This is a genomic window from Dehalobacter sp. (assembly GCF_030063005.1).
GTDB classification, from domain to species: Bacteria; Bacillota; Desulfitobacteriia; order Desulfitobacteriales; family Syntrophobotulaceae; genus Dehalobacter; species Dehalobacter restrictus.
In genome coordinates this window covers 93,324-117,361 of sequence record NZ_JAPDHR010000001.1, presented here as the reverse complement: position 1 = coordinate 117,361, position 24,038 = coordinate 93,324, and the positions used below count along the sequence as shown (strand labels likewise).

Below are 24,038 nucleotides of genomic sequence, written 5' to 3'. Positions count from 1 at the left end.
ATAAAAGGATAAAGTGAAGACATCATATCCAGAGGACTAAAACATCGTGCGAATTATTTCTGGGCAATGGAAAGGCCGCAATTTAAAAACTGTTAAAGGCATGGATACCCGTCCGACTTCCGATAAAGTCAAAGGGGCGATTTTCAATATTCTTGCCGGCAAGGTAATGAACGCCAGAGTCCTGGATCTTTTTGCGGGAACCGGAAACCTTTCCTTTGAAGCTTTGTCCAGGGGGGCCCGTCATGCTGTTCTGGTTGAGAAAGATACTTCAGCCCTGGAGACAATCAGAAAGAATGCCGAAATTCTCGGGGCAGCACCAAGGACCAGCATACTCCGGATGGACGCAATGAATTTTTTTAAACAAGCAGTTCAGGAACGCTTTGACTTAATTTTTCTTGATCCGCCTTATCGGCGGGGACTGGCCGACATGGCCCTTGCCTATTTGCAGACGCACACTGTCTTAAATCCCAGTGGAGTCATTATCATTGAAACTTCTTCAGACGAAACCATTGATGATGCGATAGATCCTCTGGAGATAAGGTTAACAAGAGAATATGGAGATACCAGGTTATGGTTTATTCAGAACAAAGAAGAGCATGAGGAGGGATAATTCCTTTGGAAAATCATTTGATTGATCTCATTGAACAGTTGGAAGAAGTGCTTGACCATGGAACCAAGGTGCCTTTAACCGGCAAGATCATGGTTGATGAAGAAACAGTATTAGAAATATTGGATGGAATCCGTTCCGTTCTGCCGGAGGAAATTAAACAGGCGAATTATGTTTTGGCTGAAAGAGACCGCTATATGGAAGAAGCCCGCAGCGATGGGCAGAGAATTGTAGACCGGGCGCAAAAGCAGGCTGACCAGCTGCTTCAGGAAAATGAGATCGTTGCTCAATCCCGGGCCTATGCCGAAGAAATTGTCTTAAAGGCGCAGCAGTATTCCCGAGAAGTAAAATTAGGCGCTTTGAAATATTCCGATGATCTGCTTCAGGATATTGAATCAAAAATGGGAGAGGCTTTTCAATCCATCAAAGCCAGCCGGGAAGAATTAAATGCTATGGCCCGTTGGGATGAACGGGTTCAGACCATGGAGCAGGAATAAACAAATTTATCTTAATGGCGGTGCACTTTTTTCCATATTCCAATCATGAAGACAATGAAAAGCAGGGCCAAACTGCATAGGCAAAAATACAGGCTGCTCCATCTTAAGGACAACAGCCAGGAAGCATCACCCCCAGTTGGCTGTACAGGGAGGCCGGAGGTTGGAATATGGCTGAATTTTAGCAGTAGCTGACTGATCAGAAGCGCCAAAAAGGAATGGATAGTTCTACCGGCTATAAATGGAAGGAGCCGAAGATCTGTCGACGCCGTAAAGCTGGATACCTGTGCAAAAACAGAAATCCCCCCCCATCCAAGCAGCAAGGCAAGGACCCCAATCTTGCTGTTCAGGGATGAAAAGGCCTGGACGGCTGCATTACAGCCCAAGGTGGTTTCCAAGAATCCCTGGATGATGGCATTTGCTTCCAGAATAGAAATGGACCCGGCCGAGAGGAAATGGAATGTGTCGGCTAGAACGGAGCTTAGATGCGTTACTGTTAGAAGATGGGTTATTACAGAGAAAAAAATGATATATCCTCCAACCAGGATAATCGTTGACGTACTTTCCCTGACTGCATCAGCCAATAATGCGCCAATGGTTTTATTGTTTTGTTGGAGGTTTTTTAATTCACGCAAAGCCTTTCTCCAGGAAGAATTCGTTCTTGGAATAGCCTTTTCGGATGAAACACCATAATTACGAAAAATCAAACCGACCAGCAGGTTGGCCAGATAAACAGATCCTGCAATAATAATGCCCAGGGCAGGGTTTCCAAGCATCCCCGACGCCACTGCCCCGAACATAAAACCTGGACTGGGATTGCTAGTAAAAGCAAGAAGTCTTTCCCCTTCGATCCGTGTAATATCTCCGTTTTTCCTTAGTTTGCATGTCAGTATCGCTCCGATCGGAATCCCCGAAGTATGTGTCATGGCCAAAACAAAAGAGGCTTTGCCCGGCAGGCGAAAAACAGGACGCATCAGTGGTTCGAGCAAGACTCCCAGAAAGTTGACTAGGCCAAGCTGCAGAAGAAGTTCAGAGACAATGAAGAATGGAAATAAGGCCGGCAAGATATAATTTACCCAAAGCGTTAAGCCTTTGGCGGCAGAACTCAATACTTCCTGAGGATAAATGAACATACAGGCGGCAAGTATTAAAAAGAGCAGGATTCTCAGGAATGGCAAGGCAGTCGTCACCATCCTTTAGCGTATTTAGAACGGAACACCAAAAGGGGTTGACAGGGCACAAAGATATGATAGACTCTTTATAATCAGTTCATATATTGTTTACTTTATTTCACTCATATTTAGGGTATTCCTATATGTGATTTATATAACCGGAGTATACAAAGATAAGAAAGAGAAAAAAATACAATATTATATAGGCAATGTATCTTGATTGGTGGAAGAGAGTAAAGGAGTGTAATTTGTGAAGATTCTCGTGCTAAATTGCGGCAGCTCATCGCTCAAATACCAGATGATGGATATGGAAACGAAGAGTGCGATGGCAAAAGGCCTGGTGGAAAGAATCGGGCTTCCCGGAGCGATGCTTACGCATCGTCCGAAAGGTGGAGAAAAAGAGGTCATTATTGCTGATTTGCCGGATCATACAGCTGCGATCAAATTGGTTTTACAGGCTGTGATCGATCCGAATTTTGGTGTTTTAACGTCACTGGAAGAAATTGATGCAGTAGGGCACAGAGTGCTCCATGGTGGAGAAAAAGTGTCCGGCTCCGTGCTTGTGAATGCAGAGGTCAAACAGGCGATTGAAGAGTGTTTTGAACTTGGACCGCTTCATAATCCAGCCAACCTGGCGGGGATTATTGCTTGCGAACAGATGATGTCGGGGACACCTCAGGTTGCGGTGTTTGATACGGCATTCCATCAAACGATGCCTCCGGAGGCTTATATCTACGGGATACCTTACGAGCTGTATGAAAAGTACAAGATCCGCAGATACGGTTTCCATGGGACCTCACATAAGTATGTCAGCCAGCGGGCCGCGGTGGTCATGGGCAAACCGCTGGAAAAGTTAAAGCTGATCAGCTGCCATCTGGGTAACGGATCTTCACTTACGGCTGTAAAATATGGGAAATCAGTTGAAAATTCCATGGGGTTCACACCGCTGGAGGGGCTGATGATGGGCACTCGGTCGGGGGATCTTGATCCGGCCATTGTTCCGTTTATCATGAAAAAAGAAAGGATCTCCGGGGACGCAGTCAATGCGCTGTTAAACAAGAAAAGCGGCGTACTTGGCCTTTCGGGAGTCAGCAGTGATTTTCGCGATTTACAGAAAGCTGCTGACGAAGGCAATTACCGTGCCCAGCTTGCCCTGGATGTTTTTGTTCATGACGTTAAAAAATACATTGGTGCCTATGCTGCAATTCTAGACGGCGTCGACGGGATCATATTTACAGCCGGACTGGGAGAAAACTCTCCTTTAATTCGCCGGTCAATCTGTGATACGCTGGGCTGCATCGGTGTCAGTATTGACGATGAGAAAAATGAAGCGGCCGTAGGGCAAGAAGTGGACATTTCCAAGTGGGGAGCCAGATGCAAGGTTATGGTTATCCCGACAAACGAAGAACTTATGATTGCCTTGGATACTGAGGAAATCATCCAGAAGATGTAATCCTTTCTTGACAAAGAAAAAAGTGATAACTATAATTACAGTTGTTGCATATCGAGGTGATTGCTGGTGATCGTCAATGTTTTTCAATTAAGGCGGGCCGAGGGTGGGTCAAAAACTTTTAGTTTTAATGAAGAAAATTTTCCACCTTTGCAGCTCGGAAATGAGTCTTATCGTTTCTTATCCCCGCTTGAAGTGGAATTAAAAGCTGAAAATGTTGGCAAATCACTCTTGGTGAATGGGAAAATATCGTCTGTGATTGCTGTTAGTTGTTCCAGATGTCTGAAAGAATTCCCGTATAATCTGAAGATTGTTTTTGAAGACGAATGGGTCCCGGCAGAATTTGCTTCTGAAGCCAAAGACGACAGCATACTGGTTTTTGAAAAGGACGAATTCCCGATTGACGACAGGATTGTAGAGCATATGCTGCTGCAGCTTCCTTTAAAGTTCTTATGTTCTGAAGACTGCAGGGGGCTCTGTCTGAAATGCGGCGCTGACCGCAATGTGAATCCTTGTTCGTGCTCCACTGAGGATATTGATCCTCGCTTAGAAATATTATCCAAATGGAATAAGGGGGTGTAATATCAATGGGTGTTCATCAAAATAAACAATCCAAATCTAGAGTCCGCAGGCGCAGAGCAATGGATAAGCTGTCCGTTCCTAATCTTGTGGAATGCCCCCAGTGCCATCAACAGAAGCTTCAGCATCATATTTGTGCGAACTGCGGCTATTACAATGGCAAAGAAGTCATCTCTATGGGTGAATAATAAGTTAGAGTACTCGAAAAAACAGATCAAAGCTTGGCGTCAGCCAAGTTTTCTGTATATAATGAGAGAAAGGGGGTATGTCGTGGATGAAAATCGCCGTTGATGCCATGGGCGGAGATCATGCGCCCGGAGAGATTGTCAAAGGCGCCTTAAAAGCGGCCAAGATTCTTCCGGATATCCAGATCATCCTTGTCGGACAGAAAGACAAGATAGACTTACATATACCTGAAGACTTAAAAAGCACGATTGAGATTTATGAATGTTCCGAAGTCATTGAGATGGATGAACATCCGGCCGCTGCGATTAAGAAGAAAAAAGATGCCTCTATTGTTGTCGCCACGAGACTCGTGAAGGAAGGATATGCGAATGCTCTGGTGTCAGCAGGCAGCACCGGAGCACAGATGGCTTCAGCTTTGCTGGGCTTAGGCAGAATTAAAGGAATTAACCGGCCTGCAATCTGTACGGTCCTGCCGACGCTTCAAGGCGGAAAGCTGCTGCTCGATGTCGGTGCCAATCCGGATGCCAAACCGGAAAACCTTCTGCAGTATGCGATGATGGGAAGTATCTACGCCGAAAAGATTCTGGGGCTTAAAAGTCCCAAGGTCGCCTTGCTGAATATTGGCAGTGAAGAGGGTAAAGGGAACGAACTTGTTCAGGCTGCTTATGACCTGCTAAAACAATCTTCCCTGAATTTTGCCGGAAATATTGAAGGCAGGGACATTCCCTATGGGACTGCAGATGTCATTGTCTGTGATGCTTTTGTCGGCAACATTGTACTAAAAACCATTGAAGGAATGTCATCATCGCTTTTCCAGCTGATTATGCAAAAAATTACAGCTAGCACTATCAGGAAAATAGGAGCAATACTGGTTAAACCCGGATTGAAAGAAATTGCACACATGCTGGATTATTCTGAGTACGGTGGGGCCCCGCTTCTCGGAGTGGACGGTACAAGTATTATCTGTCACGGAAGTTCCAAAGAAAATGCTATTTTTAATGCTGTTCGTGTAGCCAAAGAATGTATCGAAGGACAAATTATTGAAAAAATCGTCGATGGTTTAGAAAAAAGTACGCAAAAATAGACTGCTGCCATGAAAAAGTTGCTTGCATTATTGATAAATACTGGTACAATTCTGAATAAAAGACTTTACTGCTCAGAATAATAGGGTAAGAAATAAACTATCTGAGAGGGGGTGGCATAAATGGATGTATACGAAAAGGTAAAAGCAATCGTTATTGATCAACTGGGAGTAGGCGAAGATGAAATTACTCCTACCACGACGTTCCAAGCTTTAAACGCAGATTCTCTGGACATTGTTGAGCTTGTCATGGCACTTGAAGAGGAATTCAACCTTGATATTGCCGATGAAGAGGTGGAAAATATTCAGTCCATTGCTGATGTTGTGAAGTATGTGCAAGAGAACCAATAAGCCTAGTTTCGAGGCCCCGTAGTTAGGCTACTACGGGGCTTTTAACTCATTCAGGATGAAAGGAGCAATACATGGCCAAAAGAAACCGCCGCGCGTATTTCCATAAGAGCTCCCGGAATAAATACCTTGAACAAACGGGAGAAGTTGAATCCTTTATCAGGCAGTTAGGGCTGGAAAACCTGCAAAGCGAACTGATTTTTACTGCGCTGACGCATCCTTCTTTTACTTTTGAAAATCCCAACAGCGGGTTGGAGAATAATCAGCGGCTGGAGTTTTTAGGCGATGCCGTTTTGGATTTTATCATTGGCGAGTATCTCTATCAGAACTATCCGGATAAGCCTGAAGGTGAACTTACCAAAATGAGGGCTGCAGTTGTCAATGAAACGACGCTGGCTAGAAAAGCCCGCAGTATTAACTTGGGCCAGGCGCTCTTTCTGGGTAAAGGGGAACAATCCTCTGGCGGCAGGGACAGGCCGTCCATCATTGCTGATGCGCTGGAGGCAGTCATTGGAGCGATTTATTTGCAGTATGGCTTTGAAAAAGTTCGTAAATTCATACTCGACATGCTTGTTCCGGAGATTCTGGAACTTAACGAAGGAAATTATGGAGATTTCAAAACCATGCTTCAGGAAAAAGCGCAAAAGAAGGAATATGAGGTTTGCTACAGGATCATTGAAGAGACAGGACCCGACCACGATAAGCGGTTTACTGCAGGGGTCTATCTTCATGGTGAACTGCAGGGAAAAGGAATCGGTAAGACCAAAAAAGAAGCAGAGCAGCAGGCAGCCCATTTTGCGCTGAAAGCATGGGAGGTATAAATTGGTGATACCTGGAATGGACGCGGAATTATTTCTCAAATCGATTCATATTCAGGGATTTAAGTCTTTTGCAGATAAAACAAAAATTGACCTGCAGCCGGGCATGAGCGTCATTATCGGACCAAACGGCAGCGGCAAGAGCAACGTCGCCGATGCTGTACGCTGGGTGCTTGGTGAACAAAGTGCCAAGAGTCTCCGCGGAAGCAAAATGGAAGATGTCATTTTTTCCGGAAGCTCGTCCCGCAGGCCTGTAGGGATGGCGGAAGTATCTCTGCTCTTTGATAATGCTTCAGGTCTTTTTCCGTTGGATTATGAGGAAGTTGTCATTACCCGCCGGGTTTACCGGGATGGAGAAGGGCAGTATTTTATCAACCGGACGCCTTGCAGGTTAAAAGATATTCAGGAACTTTTTCTTGATACCGGCTCGGGAAAAGAAGGATTTTCAATTATCGGACAGGGCAGGATTGAGGAGATTCTAAATCTGAAATCTGATGAAAGGCGTCTCCTGATTGAAGAGGTCGCCGGCATCAGTAAGTTCCGCCTGCGCAAGAGAGAAGCTTTGAGAAAACTTGAGGATACCCGGCAAAATGTCGATCGTCTCAGCGATATCATCGCCGAAGTCGAAGCCAGAATCGAGCCGTTAGCCGAACAAGCCGAAACAGCCAGGACAAGCAAGGAATTAATCTCAGGTCTGGAAAAGCTCGAGATTAATTTAATCGTTAATGAACTTTCTGATATACACAGTAAACTGACCAATGCCCAGACCTCTGAAGAGACGCTGCGTCAGGAATTTACGGCACTGACAACGAGGGTCAATGAAGAAGAAAACCTGAGCGTACGCGGCAGGTACGAACTGAATCAATTGGAACAACGCGTTCAGGACCTGCAGGGGGAAATATACGCTCTCGAAAATAAAATGAACGAAGCAGAGCACGAATTATCCCTGCTTTCCGAGAGAAGCGGCTATATCCAGGAACAATTTGGGCGCCTGCAAAAAGAACTGGCGGTCGCACAGGAAACGATGGCCGCATCCGTTGAGAAAAAGAAAAACCTTACTGCAAAGCAAACACTTCTGCAGGAGATCCTCCAAAATGCAGCTAGGGATATAAAAGAGAAAGAACAACAGCTGGAAGAGCTTCGGAAATTAAGCGGGGAAGCACGTCTGGAAGAGCTGAAAACGGAAATCTTTGAAGAACTCTCCAACAAGAGCAAACTGGCTAGTGAAATTGCTGAAATTAATCAAAAAAAAGAAGCTCTTCTTCAACAAGAGAAACAATATACCCGAAATATCAAAGCCAAAGAAGCAGAGAAGGAATCTGTGCTTCAGGAGATTACTGCCCAAATTGAGGAAAAACAAAAACTGGAAGCCAGAGAGATCGAACTTCTGAGAAAAATAGAAAATATCAGGAAGACGATCCAAAACAACAGGCTGGAAGAACAAAATGCCGAGACTGCGTGCTCGGAGCTTCAACGTAAAATTGACCAGGCTGGGGCGAGACTTCATGCCCTCCATACACTCCAGGACAGTCTGGAGGGGTATAACAGGGGTGTCAAGGAGACGGTTCTGGCTTACCGGAAAGGCCAAATTACCTGTGAGACTATATTCGGTACAGTGGCCGACAATATCGAAGTAGAAGCCAAATATGAGCTTGCAGTGGAAACCGCTTTGGGAAGTTCTTTGCAGAACATTATTGTGGAAAAAACCGAGGACGGGAAAAAGTGTATTGAGTACTTGAAAAAGACGAACAGCGGCCGCGCCACTTTCCTGCCTTTGGATGCAATCCGCGGAACGAGGCAGTCCCTTGATGACAAAACGAGACGGCATCACGGTTTTCAGGGGTTGGCGGTTGATCTGGTCAAGTTTGAGCCACGTTTTAAAGATATTATGGAGTCGCTGCTTGGAAGAATTCTGGTTGCAGACAATCTGGATTCTGCGATTGAGCTGGCTAAAGCTAACCAATACCGGGTTAGGGTAGTGACGCTCTTGGGTGACCAGGTCAACATCGGCGGTTCGCTTACCGGCGGAAGCACAAGATCTCAAAGCAGCGGCCTCTTAAGCAGAGCAAGAGAAATTGAAGAACTGTCTCTGAAGACTAAGGACATGCAGGCCGAACTGGAAGAAAAGAAGCAGCGATACACTGCCATAAAGAAAGAAATGGAAGGCCTCGAGGAAGCGAAAGAAACCATTGATATGGAATTGCTGAAAATTAATGGGGCTAAAGATATCATCGATGTGGACAGCAAACACCACGAGGAAAGAATGAACCGGCTGGAACAGGATTTCCGGGTTATCCGGTATGAACTGGATGAAGTCTGCAGTGAACTGACAGCATTTGCTGTCAAATATGAAGAAACCAGACACTTACTGAACGAAACAGAACAGAAGATTCTGGCTCTGCAGTCAGAGCAGACCGAGCAGGAACAACTGCTGAAAGAAAAAACTTCAGAGGCGCAGGAAATCTCGGAAAAGATTACTGCGGCCAAAGTTGAGGCTGCCAGATCGGAGCAGGAGTTTAACCAGATCATTCAGCAGATCACTGAGGAAAATGAGCGAATTCTAGTTAATAAAGACCTGATCGCAGAAAAGAACAAGGAGATCGTCGGGCTTCAACAGGCTGAGCAGGAACTGTATTCCGGCAAGGAACAACAAGAAAATAGTGTTCAGGAATACACGGCCCAAATTGATGCTCAGAAATTCAAGCTTATCGAACTGCGCAGGGAAAAAGAATCTTTCTCAGCGAATAATCTCAAGCAGGAACAGGATATTCAGATGCTGCGGAGTCAGGCCAGGGACATGGAACAGCAGATTCATCAGAATGAGCTCCGAATTGCCCGCTGGCAGGGTGAATGGGAATCCGGAAATGACCGCCTTCAGGAAGAATACCACTTGGCTTGGAAAGACGCGTTAGGCTATCTTTCGCCTGAAAAGAAAGACTCTTTACAGGAGAAGATTGCTTTTTACAAACAAAAAATCGAAGAACTTGGACCCGTAAATTATACAGCTCTTGAGGAATACCCGGAAACGCTGAAACGATTTGAATTCCTGTCCACCCAGAAAAATGATCTGGATGAGGCCGGAAGGACACTTCAGGAGCTGATCGGGGAACTAGACAAGAGCATGATCGAACGTTTTCAGGAAGGCTTTACGGCCGTCAATGAAGCGTTCAAAGAAGTATTTAAACAGCTTTTCAACGGCGGACAAGCTGAACTGTTACTGGATGATCCGGACAATCTTCTGGAGACCGGAGTCAGGATCATGGCCCAGCCCCCGGGCAAAAGGGCACAGCTCCTGTCGCTTCTGTCAGGCGGGGAGAGGTCATTTACGGCAATTGCCTTGCTGTTTGCGTTCCTGAAAGTCAAACCGAGTCCGTTTTGCCTCCTGGATGAGATTGAGGCGGCACTGGATGAAGTCAACGTCAAAAGATTTGTGCAGTATCTGCGCAAACTATCCAAACATACGCAGTTTATTATTATCTCGCACCGCAGGGGAACCATGGAATCCGCGGACAGGCTGTATGGAATCACCATGGAAGAATCCGGCGTATCGAAGCTTTTGACTGTTGAGCTTGAAGACAGAATAGAGGCTCCGGCAATTTAAAATTAGCTTTGTACAATTAGCTTTGCTTGGGTTAGTCTCCATGATGGATAGCCGCTTTCGGCAGATTGCGCCCTCCGTGGCGCAAACAGCCGCGCTCCGCACTCCATGCTCCGCTTGACGCTGGCTATCCATCACGGAGACTTAATTTGGAGTAAGTCAAAGTTTTTTATGCTAGTGTTATTCGGAGTCGTGGGACTAGTAAAACATAGGGAAATACCATACAAAACATGATCTGCATTCTGGCATGCAGATCTGCTTAAATGACCCTATGATCAGTCTGGGGGCCACAGTTCCGCTGTGAGCGGAGCAGGATAGCGCAGCGCGGCCTTTTGTGCCATGGATGGCACAACGGCCGGAAAGCGGTATTGTGGCCACCAGACTTACCCAAGATTAATTTAATAGTTTGTAAATAAATTTCAGAATGTATGTTCCAGCCTCAGGGTTGGTCGAATGGACCGAGTTGTTAGAATTAACCGAGTGTGCTAAAATTTCAGTTGTGCCAATATTGCTTTGATAGGAGAAGATGAAGTGGCAGGAATATTTTCCAGACTTAAAGAGCGCCTGACCAAAACCAGAGAAGGTTTTGTCGGCAAAGTTGAACAGCTTTTTACCGGCTCAGGCAAAATTGATGAAGATCTTTATGAAGAATTGGAAGAGATTCTACTTCAATCAGATGTGGGTGTCAATACAACGCTGAAATTGGTTGGAATGCTGCGTGCATCCGTCAAAGAACAAAAAATTAACGACCGCTCCGGGCTGAGGGATGTACTGCAGGAACATATTACTGCGCTATTGGGTGAAGAGATTCCCTTGTCTTTTGCAGATTCCAAGCCCACCGTCTATCTGATCGTTGGTGTCAACGGTGTAGGAAAAACGACCACGATCGGCAAGCTGGCCAAAAATCTGCAGGGCCAGGGTAAAAATGTTTTGCTGGCGGCAGGGGATACTTTCCGAGCAGCAGCGATCGAGCAATTGGAAGTATGGGGAGAACGGTCCGGGACAGAGGTCATCAAACAGTCGGAGGGGGCTGATCCTGCTGCGGTGGCTTTCGATGCACTTCATGCGGCAAGATCCCGGAATACAGATGTCCTATTGATCGATACTGCCGGAAGACTGCACAATAAAGTGAATCTGATGAAAGAATTGACCAAGATCAAAAAGGTGGTCGAGCGCGAAGTTCCGGATGCCCCGCACGAGGTGCTGCTGGTACTCGATGCGACGACCGGACAGAACGCCATCCAGCAGGTGAAACTGTTCAAGGAAGCAGTCGATGTGACAGGAATCATACTCACCAAGTTGGACGGCACAGCTAAAGGCGGTGTAATCCTGGGGATCCGGAATGAAGCGGATATCCCGGTAAAATTGATTGGAATCGGTGAAGGGGCAGAAGATTTAAGGCCTTTTGAACCGAGAGAATTTGCCAGGGCCTTGTTTGACCGTTCTGAGGAGGAATAGTCTTGGATTTTGCACTGATTGGCGGTACCGGAATTGAAAATCTGGCGCTTGACGATAGGACCGAGGAGACAGTTGAAACGCCGTATGGTTTTGTTCCGCTGGCTGAAGGGTTCATCGGCGGGATTGGAATGGTGTTTTTAAAAAGACATGGTGCAAAGCATACCTACCCGCCTCACCTGATTAATTACCGGGCCAATATCTGGGCCCTCAAAAAAATAGGCGTGAAAAAGATTCTGTCGACAGGTGCAGTAGGCTCCCTGTCTGAAGCTTATCGAATCGGTGATATTGTCTTGCCGGACCAGTTCCTCGATTTTACGAAAAGCCGCGCGGCGACTTTTTTTGAGGATGGGGAACAGGGGGTTTTGCATGTCGATGTTTCGGAACCTTACTGTCCCGATGTGCGTAATCATATCATAGAAGGTGCAGCAAGATCTGGCCTAAACGTGAAAAACGGCGGGGTCTATGTCTGTACCGAAGGTCCCCGTTTTGAAACTCCGGCGGAAATAAACATGTTCCGGATGCTGGGCGGGCACCTGGTAGGAATGACCGGAGTTCCGGAAGTGGTATTGGCCAGGGAACTTGGAATGTGCTATGCGACCATGGCCCTCGTAACCAATCAGGCTGCGGGCATTAAAAAAGACCCATTGACACATGCCGAAGTAATCGCTACTATGGACTTGTTGAGCAAAACTGTGGCAGCATTGGTGGAAAGCACCTGTAAGATCATGGATCATGACCAGCGGTGTTACTGTACTACCGGAAGCAAAGAAGCAGGCTTATTTTAAAGGTTGACACCAGCCAAGTTTTCTTAAGAAAGGCGGAAATCGTGTGAAAGCGCTTCAATGGCAGGGAGATCATTTGTTGATACTCGATCAGACGAAATTGCCGTTTGTCGAACAATACCGCGAAATACATTCTTACAAAGAAATGGCAGAGGCAATAAAAAATATGGAAGTTCGCGGAGCTCCGGCAATCGGGGCGGCTGCAGCCTACGGCTTTGCGCTGGGGGCTGCCGAATACCGCGGAAGCGGTGAAGACTTTAAAGATTATATGGATGAGGTTCGAGCCGTTTTGGAAGGAACACGTCCAACTGCTGTAAACCTTTTTTGGGCACTTAGAAAAATGGAAGATAAATTCAGAGAATTTCTGAATATGAATGATATCGGAAATATTCGGGCAGCTTTAATCAATGAAGCGAATGAAATTGCCGAAGATGACCGCAGAATGAATAAACGTATTGGGGAATATGGCAACACGCTGATTCCGGAAAAAGCAAATATCCTGACGCACTGCAATACAGGCAGTCTTGCTACGGTTGAATTTGGGACAGCTCTGGGGATTATTAGGACTGCACATGAATCCGGGAAAAAAATTCATGTCTTTGCAGGCGAAACGAGACCCCTTTTACAGGGAGCTAGATTAACGGCCTGGGAGCTCCTTCAGGATCAGATCCCGTTGACGTTGATTACGGATAATATGGCCGGCTATCTGATGCAGCAGGGGAAAGTCGATATGGTTATCGTAGGGGCGGACCGTATCGCCGCCAACGGCGATACGGCCAACAAGATCGGAACCTATTCGCTGGCCGTGCTGGCTGCTGCTCATCAAATTCCGTTTTATGTGGCGGCACCGACAACGACCATTGATTTGAAAATATCTGGAGGGGACGAGATCCCTGTGGAAGAGCGGGACGATCAGGAAGTTCGAAAAATCATGGATGTACGGATTGTTCCCGATGAAGTCAGTGTGTACAATCCTGCTTTTGATATTACGTTGGCAAAATATATTACCGGGATTATTACGGAAAAAGGGATCATATCCCCGCCCTACTCTGTAAATATGGTGAAGATGCTGGTAAGATAATACAAAATAGAAAAAAACATTCGGCTCAAATGGATTTCTGTACAGGTTCATTTAAGCCGTTTTTTTCTGCAAACAGGGGTCAAATAATATAGAAGAGAAAGAAGGTAACAAACAATGTCCAGGTATCTAATCAGAGCGATGATTTTGCCGATGACCGATGCGCAGGATTTCTACCCGCAGGGAGAAATTGCGATAGACGGGGACCGGATTGTTTCTGTCGGGGAGAGAGGAACAGCCCCGGCGGGTTTTAATCCGGACAGAGTCCTGGATTTAACCAACCATGTCGTGATGCCCGGACTTATTAACACGCACACGCATGCTGCAATGACACTGCTGCGCGGCTATGCCGATGATATGCCGCTTATGCCTTGGCTGCAGGAAAAGGTCTGGCCTTTTGAAGATAAAATGACACCGGAAGATATCTACTGGGGGAGTTCGCTTGCTCTTTGTGAGATGCTCCGTTCCGGTACGACGACCATGACGGATATGTATATTAGTGAAGAAGAAACGGCCAGGGCAGTTTTGGAATCAGGGACCAGAGCACTGCTGTCCCGCGGCATGATTGATCATAATAAAGAAGCCGGCAACAGATCGCTGCAGGAAAATATTGAATTATTCCGGAAATATCATAATGCCGGGGACGGACGAATTAAGATTATGTTTGGCCCGCATGCCCCGTATACTTGTTCCGGAGAATTTCTGCTGACTGTAAAACAGGAGGCCGATAAGTTAGGAGCCGGCATCCATATCCATCTCGCGGAGACAGAATCCGAAATCGCTACAATCAGGGAGAGATATGGAACAACGCCGCTCTGCTGGCTGGAACAACAGGGTATACTGGGAGGACAGATTATTGCTGCCCATTGTGTTTACCTGAATGATGCCGAACTTGATATCCTTAAAAGGTATAACGTAGGGGTTGCCCATAACCCGGAAAGCAACATGAAGCTGAGCAGCGGAACAGCGCGGATTCCGGAAATGCTTAAGCGGGGGATTGCTGTCGGACTCGGAACAGATGGTGCTTCCAGCAATAATGATCTTGATATGTTTGGGGAAATGCGTTCGGCTTCCTTCCAGCAAAAATTGCTTGGCTCCCCTGAAGACCTCAAAGCCTATGAAGTTCTGAAAATGGCGACGGACGGAGGGGCAACCGTGGCAGGATTGAAGGATCTAGGCAAACTTCAGCCCGGCTATAAAGCGGATATGATTTCGATTGACTTTGATCAGCCGCATTTCTATCCGAGGTTCTCAATACCTTCGCATCTGGTTTACTGTGCCAGGGGCGGGGATGTCAGAACGGTGATCGTCGACGGAAAGATCCTGATGGAAGACGGGAGACTGCTGACACTTGATGAGCAGAAAATCTGCCGCGAAGCAGAAAAAAGAGCCAGGAGAATAGCGTCTGAAGTCTGAGCTTTTCGCTATCCTGCCGACTCAGTAAAACAAGGGAAATCCTGTAAAATTTCATAAAGAAATGATTGAAGAATTTACTGAAGAATTTTCTAAAATAAGTTGCTGGGGCAGGCTGAAAAATACTTTTTCGAACTCTTTAGCCGGCATAGGCTTGGCCAGATAGTAGCCTTGAATCTGATCACAACCCAATTCTTTGAGCACGTCGTATTGGGCTGCAGTTTCAACGCCTTCGGCGATGGTTTTAATTTTCATAAAATTCGCCAGCACAATAATCGAACGCACAATTTCTTTGTCAAACTCATCATTGACAATATGATCAATTGAGAGCTTGGAAAATTTTATGCGGTCGAATGGGAACATCTTCAAATGATTTAAAGAGGAATAACCGGTCCCAAAGTCATCAATTGAGACAGAGATTCCGATATCCCTGATCGTTTTGGTAATCTCGTGAATATCGTAGGCATCTTCGATTGCTATGCTTTCAGTGATCTCCATATCAATCCATTCCGGAGGAACAGCATAGAACTTGATTGCTGATTTGATCATTTCCCCAAATTCTTTATGATTTAGCTGTTTGATCGAAACGTTGATGCCCATTTTCAGAGTGGTCTGATAACGGTTGTTCCATTCGGCAATTTGGCGGATCGCCCTGTTCATCACCCATTCTCCAAGCGGAATAATCAGGTCTGTCTCTTCTGCAATCGAAATGAATTCGCTCGGAGGAATTGAACCTTCAGCTGGACTATTCCAGCGGAGCAGTGCTTCAATCCCGATAAGACTGTTATCCGGTATGCTGAACTGGGGCTGGTAATGAAGTGAAAATTCTTTATCATAGATCGCTTTTCGCAATAAAATTTCAAGCTTTAGATTCCTTTGGAGGATCGCATTGATTTGCTCATTGAAAAAGACGTATTTATTGAACCCTATTTTTTTGGCCTCATACATCGCTATATCGGAATTCTGGATCAGGGCGTCAAGACTTGAAGCATCATGCGGGTAAATGGAGATCCCGACACTGATCGTTATGTGGAATGTATATTTACTGAGTTGGATTGGTTCTGCACAGATGGCGATGATACTTTGAGCCAGGTTCTCAATATCTCCGTTGTGATATTTGCCATGGAACGCCAGCACAAATTCATCACCGCCGAAGCGGGCCAGCAGGTCATGTTCAGGATCGATAAATTTCTGGAGACGCTTGGAAAGTGCAATGATCAGTTTATCTCCGATAATATGGCCATAAACATCATTAATTGTTTTAAACCGGTCAATATCGAGAAATAACAGGACGAGAATATGATCGTCCTGGCAGCTTTTGATTTTTTCCTGCACAGCTTCCAGAAAGAAGCGGCGGTTATAAAGCTTGGTTACGATATCTTGACTGGAAAGATAATGTAGCTGGCGGTTTTTCTTCTCGAGTTCTCTGGCTTTTTCCGAAAGCTCCCGTGTGCGTTCATCAATACGCTTTTCAAGTTCAGCGTTCAGCTCCTTTTCTCTTCTTAAGAGATGCTGGTCTCTGATGGAATTCTGAATATGATTGCTCAGTATTCCATGAAGAAAGATAATGATGAGATAAATCAATAAGCTCTGAATATCGAATCCAACGAAAAACAGAATGATAATTGGACCTACCAATAAGAGCAGCCCCTGATTCCGGTAACCTTCGTTGGAATAATCCCCATAAAGCTCAGTATCATCAGCCCCTGCTTTTATATCCTCGGGTGTTATAAGCGCACTGAGCGCAATGCCTAGCAATGTCGCCATATAAACCGAATCAATCACTGAATTCGGAATATAAAGATCATGCAGATAGAGATAATAATAGACCAGATCGATCAAAGCAAAGGCCAAAACGGCACCTGTTGCAAGCCGGACGGAGGGTGCGATATTACCGGCCCGGATTGAGAAGAACCAGATGGCTATACCGGTCATCATGCCAATATCAAGAAGAATGCTCATAGCTGAAGTCCAGCCGCCTCTGGAAACGAGATAAAGGTTCTCGTAGTTCGCATCAAAGTAAATGATCCAAATCAACAGCAGAATGGAAACAGACATCGCCAGACTGTCAATCAGTAGCTGCAGGACATTCCATCTTCTGAAACGGTTTAGGGCAAAGATGACAGAACCGATCGAAAGAAAAAGATTGGTGCCAAAATACAGGGCTGCAACAAACAAATCATCTATTGGATCAATTCCAAGTATCCAAACAGAATAGTCCCACATAAAGTCACCGACTGCCCAAAAAAGGGAAGCAAAAGAAAAAAACAGCCAGATGGTACGAACATACTTTGGCTGGCTTGATTTATAATAGGCCTGCAAAAGCAGAAAAAATGAAATCAGTGCACCAACCGGCGAGAGAATATTTCCCCAAAAATCGGATTGGCTAATGGTCGCAGTAAGGTAAAAAAGATAATAAACAGCAATGAAAACAAAAATCAGTGTCTTATTCTTTGTTACTTTCATATTTATTTCTCCGTACAGTATTTATCAATCATATTATCGGAATTTTCTTTGATTTTCTGAAATATATGTAATATATTACCACGAAAAAATAGCAATTTATACATTAAAATGTAAATACATTGATCATAAAGTCAATTATACGCATAAATAATAAAAGATAATAAATAAAGTGAACCAGTTCTAAAAATGCTAAAACCAGACAATGATTTACAAATTTCTTATTATTTTGACTTGCTAATCCCAATCCAACAGTAAGTGAAAAACACACGCAAGTAAAAAACTTGACACCGAAGGTATTTTTGGATAAGATACAGATGGTGTAAAGCAAAAATACTTTACAGTGAGGCCGGAATATCAAAATGAAAGAAATCGCTGAAAAAGCCTTGTTATTTGATTTTTATGGCCCCTTGCTGACAGAAAAGCAAGGAAAAATATGGGATCTGTACTATCAGCAGGATTACTCACTGTCTGAGATTGCTGCCGAAGAAGGCATCAGCCGCCAGGCAGTTTATGATTTACTCAAAAGAACTGAAAAGATTCTGGAGGGATATGAGCACAAGCTTGGACTCATTTTCCGATTTATCCAGGAAAGAGATAAATTCCACCGCATAGAGTCTTTGCTGGAAGAAGCAAAACAAGAAGATTTCTCCAGCGGATCTGCCTGGAAACGTCAGTTGGATATAAATATGCGGATCAAAGAGATTATCGCAGATACACTCGAATAGCGAATAAAAATACGATGGGGAAAGAAGGGACGCCGGGATGGCAATGTTTGAGGGTCTAAGCGAAAAACTCCAGGCTACTTTCAAAAGACTTAGAGGAAAAGGTAAATTAACCGAAGCCGATGTTACAGAGGCCCTGCGTGAAGTTAGAATTGCGCTGCTTGAAGCAGATGTCAATTTCAAGGTCGTCAAAGAACTGATTGCCCGGATCAAGGAGAGGTCTGTAGGTCAGGAAGTACTGGAATCCCTTACTCCCGGGCAGCATGTGATAAAAATTGTCCACGAAGAGATTATCCGTCTGATGGGTGGGAGTGAAAGCAAAATATCGATTTCCTCCAAACCGCCGACAATTATTATGCTGGTGGGACTGCAGGGAGCCGGAAAAACCACTCATGGCGCCAAGCTCGCCAATATGCTGAAAAAGCAGGGGAAGCACCCGCTGCTGGTCGCCTGTGACATCTATCGTCCTGCTGCAATTAAACAGCTGGAAGTTTTGGGGGAACAGATCAAGGTTCCGGTTTTTTCTCTTGGTCAGGAAAATCCCGTGAAGATCGCTTCCGAGAGTCTGGTATTCTCGAGAAAAAATGGCAATGATGTCGTCATCATCGATACTGCCGGACGGCTGCATATTAATGAAGAACTCATGGATGAACTGTCCAGAATCAAAGGAAATGTCAAACCGCATGAAATATTGTTGGTTGTCGACGCCATGACAGGTCAGGATGCAGTGAATGCTGCCGATGCTTTCCACCAACAGCTCGGACTTGACGGTGTCATTCTTTCCAAGCTTGACGGGGATACCCGCGGCGGTGCGGCGCTTTCCGTCAAAGCAGTGACCGGCTGCCCGATCAAATTTGCCGGAACCGGTGAAAAAATGGATGCTTTGGAAGTTTTTCACCCTGACCGGATCGCGTCCAGGATTTTAGGTATGGGCGATGTGCTTACTCTGATCGAGAGAGCCCAGCAGAATGTCGACGAGAAAAAAGCCAGGGAACTGGAAGAGAAAATCCGTAAACAAGAGCTTACGCTGGATGACTATCTTGATCAGATCAAACAGCTGCGCTCGATGGGTCCTTTGTCGTCTGTGCTGGAAATGCTGCCTGGAATCGGCAAGCAGCTGAAAGGCGTCGAGATCGATGAGAAAGAGTTCTACAAGGCGGAAGCCATCATCTGTTCGATGACAGCGGATGAAAGAAGAAAACCGATCCTGATCAAGGACTCCCGTAAAAAAAGGATAGCGAAAGGGAGCGGAACAACGGTTGTCGATGTTGGAAGGCTTCTTAAGCAATATGAACAAACCAAGAAAATGATGAAACAGCTTTCCGGACTCCCAGGGATGGGAGGAGCCGTCAAAGGCGGTACGAAGAAAGGGAAAAAAGGGAAAAAACAGGGCAAGAAATCTTTCCCAAAATTCCCTTTCCAGATATAGTGCCGATTTAAACACAATTTAAACAATCAGATATTCCTTTTAAATCATTGCGGACTCCCAAATATCATTGATGTTGTTGAATATATGGGTTTAGAGTTTGTTGGAGGAGGTGAAATTATGGCAACAACGATTCGTTTGCGCCGCATGGGTGCAAAGAAAAATCCTTTCTACCGTCTTGTAGTATGCGACTCAGCATCCCGCCGTGATGGCAGGGCAATTGAGGAAATTGGTTATTATGATCCTACCAAAAATCCTCATGAAATCAAGATAGATGAGATCAAAGCGCTGGAATGGCTGACTCAGGGAGCTCAACCTTCGGATACCGCAAAATCTCTGCTCAGTCAGGCCGGAATTATGGAGAAATTTCATAAATCCAAGTAAGCATGGAGGTGACTCCTGTGAAAGAAGTCGTAGAGGTACTAGCTAAGGCATTGGTGGATCATCCTGAAGAAGTTATTGTGGTTCAGAATGCTACAGAGAGAACTGTGCACCTTCAATTGACAGTTGCTCAGGAAGATATGGGCAAAGTGATCGGTAAACAGGGTAAGATCGCTAACGCTATCCGGACAATTGTCAAGGCTGCGGCCGTGAAAGACGGACGCAGGGTTATTGTTGATATTGACCAGTAAGGTTGGAAAGGGCTCAGGCCCTTTTTGACTTTACTGGTTTAGAAAAACGCTAAGTGCTTTCTGAACCATCTAAGGGCAGCTAAAACTGACGACGGCCAAGTTTTCTTTAAATGGGATGATGGATCGCGGAACTCTATAAAGGAAAGGGCGTAACGCCTTGGAAAGTGTATTAATTGGAGAGGTCCTAAAACCGCAGGGTGTCAAAGGAGAAATCAAGGTATATCCGATTACGGATAATACGGAGCGGTTCAGGGATCTGAAAGAAATTTATCTGTCTGATGGAAGGACTGAAAAAAAATTTCATGTCCAGGGGGTAAGGATTGATCCGAAAGGTATCGTGTTCTTGACTTTGGAAGGCATTGCTACTAGGGAGGATGCTGAAAAGATCCGTGGATTTGAGGTCAGACTAGACCGATCGGAGATTCCTCCGCTGCAAGACCGCTGGTATTACTTTGAGCTTGAGGGAATGCAGGTTTACGAGAATGATATTCTGCTGGGGACTTTGATAAGAGTTCAGGAAACTGGTTCGAACGATATCTATATTGTCCGCGGCGAAAAAACCGAATTCTGTGTTCCGGCTTTAAAAACCGTTGTCAAAAAGGTGGATGTCCCGGCGAAAAGAATGGATGTCATTTTGCCTCCGGGGTTACTCGATGATGAGTCTTAGCATAAAGAGAGGCTGCGTATGAAGTTTACGGTACTGACGATTTTTCCGGAAATGTTTGCGCCATTAAAAGAAAGCATTCTGAAAAGGGCTCAGGAAGCGGGCCTGCTTGAGATAGCGCTTGTTAATTTCCGCGATTATGCCGAGAGCAAACATAAAAATGTGGATGATATCCCGTATGGCGGGGGCTCGGGAATGGTTCTAAAGCCGGAGCCTCTGTTCAAGGCTGTCCGGAATTTGCCGGAGCCTGCAGGAAGCCGCCGAATTATTTTGCTCTCGCCTCAGGGAAAAAAATTTGAGCAGCGGGAAGCTTTGAGACTGGCTGGATATGATGAGTTAGTTCTTTTGTGCGGCCATTATGAAGGATTTGACGAGAGAATACGCGTCCTGGTCGATGAGGAGATGTCCATCGGAGATTATGTTTTAACGGGAGGAGAACTTGCTGCGATGGTGATGATTGATTCGGTGGCAAGGCTCTTGCCGGGCGTTCTCGGGAACAGTGTTTCTCAGGAGGATGATTCCCACAGTCAGGGTCTGCTCGAGTATCCTCAGTATACACGTCCTCCCGACTTTGAAGGAATGCAGGTGCCCGAGGTTCTGCTTTCAGGACATCACGCCAATATTGAGCGCTGGCGTAGAAAAGAGTCTCTGAGAAGGACTCTCCTGAAAAGAAGTGATTTAATCCCGCAGATAGAGTTTCAGCAAACAGATTATCCGCTTTTAGAGGAACTTACGCTCGATCATCCGGAGATTAAGATTTATCGCGAGAAATGGGAGCATTTAAAGCCTGCTCTGAAGCGGAGACAACGAATTAAGAGCGAGTAGTATAAAGACCTATTGTGGCAGGTCTGCTTGCCAAAACTACCGCTATCGGCTATTGTGCCCTCCGTGGCGTTTCTAGTGCCGTCTTACGAAGTGAATGCTTATGCGTCTGAAGAAAGATCTGCATTCTGGCATGCAGATCTGCGTAAATAATCCTACGATCAGTCTGGGGGCCACAGTTCCGCTGTGAGCGGAGCAGGATTGCGTAGCGCGGCCTTTTGTGTCAAGGATGACACAACGGCCGAAAAGCGGTATTGTGACCCACAGACTAACCCTAGATTACTATTTAATAAGATCTGGAGGAAATAATGGGAGAACTATATGTAGCCCTTATTCACGCACCTGTCTACAACAAAAATATGGAGCAGATCGCAACGTCGATAACCAACCTTGACTTGCACGATATTGCCCGAAGCTCAACTACTTATGGAGTGAATACCTATTATGTTGTCCATCCCGGTCCGGCTCAGCAGGATCTAGCCCGGCGGATCATGGGCTTTTGGCGGGAAGGGTATGGCGCTGAATATAATCCCAATAGATATGAAGCTTTTGAGAAAGTGAAGCTTGCCTCGACGCTGGAAGAAGCTGTCCAGGAAATCAAAATCAAGAATCCCGGCAAGAAATTATTCACGGTTGCAACGGATGCGAGACTGTACCGGAATACGATTGAATATTCCGACCTGCGCCGGAAGCTCGAGGAAACTGATGAGGACTTTCTGCTGCTTTTCGGAACAGGTTGGGGCATCATAAAGGAAGAAATGGAAAAAGCAGATTATATTCTGAAGCCGGTTTACGGTTTCGGAGACTATAATCATCTGTCTGTCCGTTCAGCTGCGGCAATTATTTTGGACAGGCTCAGAGGCCATTAATTGGTTATTTTTTGAATTGACAAGGCACAAGAATAAAGTGTTTTTTTTCGGAGAAAATAGTGCTGGGGTGAGCTTATGAAAAACACTTTAATTCTGGGTGGGGGAATCGGCGGTATTGTTGCCTCCAATATTCTTAAAAATGTGGCGGGGGATTCCATGCAGGTAACGGTCGTGGACCGGGAACTCAATCATCACTTTGCAGCCTCTTATCCACTCCTTATGATCGGTCAGCGAAAACCAGCGGATATAACAAGGAAGTTAACCAATTTAAAAAAGAAGAATATCCATGTTTTGCATCAGGAAGTACAAAAAATTGATTTAACCGGACATCAGGTCTCAACAAATCAGGGAGTCTTGCCTTTTGACTATTTGATTATTTCTTTGGGAGTGGAGTATCACACGGAGACCGTACCCGGATTCACAGAATATGCTTTAAATGCTTATGATTTTGATGGGGTAAGAAAGATAAATCAGCAATTAAACAATTTCTCCTCCGGACGAATTGTTTTTTTTATATCCAGCTTGCCATACAAATGTCCATCTGCTCCTTATGAAATAATGTTTCTTTTGGACCAGTTTTTTCGGAAAAGGGGAATTCAAAATAAAATTGAGCTTACCTTGGTGACGCCAGATTACTCCCCGGAGCCATTAGCCAAGCCCAAGGTTGGGCAAAGTGTAAGGAAAATGCTTGCTGAAAAAGGGATAAAATTGATCACGGAAGCGAAAGTGCTCAGGATTGAGGAAAAAGCTTTGATCCTGGATCATGACACGAAAATTGCTGCGGATCTTTTGTTAGGTATTGCGCCTCACTGGACCCCGGAGGTATTACGAAAGTCAAATTTGGTGGATAGCAGCGGATTTGTTCAAGTAGACCTTCACACTTTGGAAACAAATTACCCGACAATCTATGCCATTGGTGATGCTGCAGCGGTAAAGCTTCCGGTAATGGGGGCCTACGCACCGAAAGCCGGTGCGTTTGCGCATTACCAGGCGGATGTTGTGGCAAGAAATATCTATCTTCTGTCCAGGGGGGCAAAGCCGGAATATACCTATAAAGGAAAGGGTACCTGAATCATGAATACCGGGTTCGGTCGGGCCCGATATTCATCGGTTCAGTATTATAAAAAACCAAGCCCATCGATCTCTCTATGGAAGCCAACGCGGACAGCCTATTTGGCAAAACTTGGATTTGAAAAATACTGGTTTGGCCGTTTTATATAATCCTGGAATCAGAAAGATCAGAAAAACAGAAATGAAAAGCAGATATGAAGGACAAGCAAAAATTGACGCTGTATCGAAAACTTGAAGAAATTAACTAGAGGAAATTAACTAGAGGAAATTAACTAGAGATTTAGTAAAAAAGATATAGCATA

At 45.3% G+C, this 24,038-nt stretch carries 23 protein-coding genes; 21 read left to right on the top strand and 2 right to left on the bottom strand.

All coding sequences use genetic code 11. The annotated features are described in order from the left end of the window. Window positions 1–46: 46 nt before the first annotated feature. Together rsmD and OKX56_RS00650 are read left to right on the top strand one after the other, a co-directional pair. Window positions 47–610: a 16S rRNA (guanine(966)-N(2))-methyltransferase RsmD gene (gene rsmD / locus OKX56_RS00655; protein ID WP_019225657.1), complete on the top strand. Its 564-nt coding sequence runs from the start codon at window positions 47–49 to the stop codon at window positions 608–610. A gap of 5 nt (window positions 611–615) precedes the next feature. Beyond that, window positions 616–1,104: an SPFH domain-containing protein gene (locus OKX56_RS00650; protein ID WP_015044203.1), complete on the top strand. Its 489-nt coding sequence runs from the start codon at window positions 616–618 to the stop codon at window positions 1,102–1,104. A gap of 11 nt (window positions 1,105–1,115) precedes the next feature. On the opposite strand, the gene spoVV is transcribed toward OKX56_RS00650, so the two are convergent. After that, complete coding sequence (gene spoVV, locus OKX56_RS00645; RefSeq protein ID WP_019225656.1) at window positions 1,116–2,294, bottom strand: dipicolinic acid transporter SpoVV; 1,179 nt, start codon at window positions 2,292–2,294, stop codon at window positions 1,116–1,118. Window positions 2,295–2,523: 229 nt separating this feature from the next. Here spoVV and OKX56_RS00640 point away from each other — a divergent pair, with 229 nt between their 5' ends. From OKX56_RS00640 to OKX56_RS00590, 11 genes are all read left to right on the top strand, one after another. Next, window positions 2,524–3,726, top strand: coding sequence for an acetate/propionate family kinase (locus OKX56_RS00640; RefSeq protein WP_019225655.1), 1,203 nt, complete (start codon window positions 2,524–2,526; stop codon window positions 3,724–3,726). A 66-nt stretch (window positions 3,727–3,792) separates the two neighbouring features. Beyond that, the gene (locus OKX56_RS00635) at window positions 3,793–4,305 is read left to right on the top strand and encodes a YceD family protein (protein WP_015044200.1); all 513 of its coding nucleotides are present in this window, start codon (window positions 3,793–3,795) and stop codon (window positions 4,303–4,305) included. A 5-nt stretch (window positions 4,306–4,310) separates the two neighbouring features. After that, window positions 4,311–4,490: a 50S ribosomal protein L32 gene (rpmF, locus tag OKX56_RS00630; RefSeq protein WP_015044199.1), complete on the top strand. Its 180-nt coding sequence runs from the start codon at window positions 4,311–4,313 to the stop codon at window positions 4,488–4,490. Between the two features lie 86 nt (window positions 4,491–4,576). Continuing rightward, window positions 4,577–5,572, top strand: coding sequence for a phosphate acyltransferase PlsX (gene plsX / locus OKX56_RS00625; protein ID WP_025205368.1), 996 nt, complete (start codon window positions 4,577–4,579; stop codon window positions 5,570–5,572). Between the two features lie 120 nt (window positions 5,573–5,692). Beyond that, entirely contained in the window at window positions 5,693–5,920 is a 228-nt protein-coding gene (gene acpP, locus OKX56_RS00620; RefSeq protein WP_015044197.1) for an acyl carrier protein, read from the top strand. 71 nt (window positions 5,921–5,991) lie between these two features. Then, window positions 5,992–6,738: a ribonuclease III gene (rnc, locus tag OKX56_RS00615; RefSeq protein WP_019225653.1), complete on the top strand. Its 747-nt coding sequence runs from the start codon at window positions 5,992–5,994 to the stop codon at window positions 6,736–6,738. Window positions 6,739–6,742: 4 nt separating this feature from the next. After that, a complete protein-coding gene (gene smc / locus OKX56_RS00610; protein ID WP_025205369.1) occupies window positions 6,743–10,336 on the top strand; it encodes a chromosome segregation protein SMC in 3,594 nt (1,197 codons plus the stop codon). A gap of 528 nt (window positions 10,337–10,864) precedes the next feature. Next, window positions 10,865–11,791: a signal recognition particle-docking protein FtsY gene (gene ftsY, locus OKX56_RS00605; RefSeq protein WP_025205370.1), complete on the top strand. Its 927-nt coding sequence runs from the start codon at window positions 10,865–10,867 to the stop codon at window positions 11,789–11,791. Window positions 11,792–11,793: 2 nt separating this feature from the next. Next, window positions 11,794–12,576, top strand: a complete 783-nt coding sequence (gene mtnP / locus OKX56_RS00600; RefSeq protein WP_019225650.1) for an S-methyl-5'-thioadenosine phosphorylase — start codon at window positions 11,794–11,796, stop codon at window positions 12,574–12,576. Window positions 12,577–12,619: 43 nt separating this feature from the next. Next, window positions 12,620–13,654 (top strand): S-methyl-5-thioribose-1-phosphate isomerase, encoded by a 1,035-nt coding sequence (mtnA, locus tag OKX56_RS00595; RefSeq protein ID WP_019225649.1) that lies wholly within the window; start codon window positions 12,620–12,622, stop codon window positions 13,652–13,654. Between the two features lie 114 nt (window positions 13,655–13,768). Then, window positions 13,769–15,067 carry an amidohydrolase gene (locus OKX56_RS00590; RefSeq protein WP_019225648.1) on the top strand — a complete coding sequence of 433 codons (1,299 nt, stop codon included), beginning with the start codon at window positions 13,769–13,771 and terminating at the stop codon, window positions 15,065–15,067. 51 nt (window positions 15,068–15,118) lie between these two features. Here OKX56_RS00590 and OKX56_RS00585 read toward each other — a convergent pair whose 3' ends face one another. After that, on the bottom strand, window positions 15,119–17,530 hold the full coding sequence (locus tag OKX56_RS00585) for a putative bifunctional diguanylate cyclase/phosphodiesterase (RefSeq protein WP_019225647.1): 2,412 nt from the start codon (window positions 17,528–17,530) through the stop codon (window positions 15,119–15,121). Between the two features lie 359 nt (window positions 17,531–17,889). On the opposite strand from OKX56_RS00585, the gene ylxM reads away from it, so the two are divergent. The 8 genes from ylxM (at window position 17,890) to OKX56_RS00545 (ending at window position 23,886) form a co-directional block, all read left to right on the top strand. Further along, window positions 17,890–18,255, top strand: coding sequence for a YlxM family DNA-binding protein (ylxM, locus tag OKX56_RS00580; RefSeq protein WP_019225646.1), 366 nt, complete (start codon window positions 17,890–17,892; stop codon window positions 18,253–18,255). Between the two features lie 43 nt (window positions 18,256–18,298). Further along, entirely contained in the window at window positions 18,299–19,681 is a 1,383-nt protein-coding gene (gene ffh / locus OKX56_RS00575; RefSeq protein ID WP_025205371.1) for a signal recognition particle protein, read from the top strand. A 117-nt stretch (window positions 19,682–19,798) separates the two neighbouring features. Next, on the top strand, window positions 19,799–20,062 hold the full coding sequence (gene rpsP, locus OKX56_RS00570; RefSeq protein WP_015044187.1) for a 30S ribosomal protein S16: 264 nt from the start codon (window positions 19,799–19,801) through the stop codon (window positions 20,060–20,062). A gap of 17 nt (window positions 20,063–20,079) precedes the next feature. Beyond that, a complete protein-coding gene (locus OKX56_RS00565) occupies window positions 20,080–20,310 on the top strand; it encodes a KH domain-containing protein (protein WP_015044186.1) in 231 nt (76 codons plus the stop codon). 157 nt (window positions 20,311–20,467) lie between these two features. Beyond that, entirely contained in the window at window positions 20,468–20,977 is a 510-nt protein-coding gene (rimM, locus tag OKX56_RS00560) for a ribosome maturation factor RimM (protein WP_019225644.1), read from the top strand. An 18-nt stretch (window positions 20,978–20,995) separates the two neighbouring features. Beyond that, window positions 20,996–21,799, top strand: coding sequence for a tRNA (guanosine(37)-N1)-methyltransferase TrmD (gene trmD, locus OKX56_RS00555; RefSeq protein WP_019225643.1), 804 nt, complete (start codon window positions 20,996–20,998; stop codon window positions 21,797–21,799). 305 nt (window positions 21,800–22,104) lie between these two features. Further along, window positions 22,105–22,665, top strand: coding sequence for an RNA methyltransferase (locus OKX56_RS00550; RefSeq protein WP_019225642.1), 561 nt, complete (start codon window positions 22,105–22,107; stop codon window positions 22,663–22,665). Between the two features lie 75 nt (window positions 22,666–22,740). Next, window positions 22,741–23,886, top strand: coding sequence for an NAD(P)/FAD-dependent oxidoreductase (locus OKX56_RS00545; protein ID WP_419724129.1), 1,146 nt, complete (start codon window positions 22,741–22,743; stop codon window positions 23,884–23,886). The last annotated feature ends 152 nt before the right edge of the window (window positions 23,887–24,038 follow it).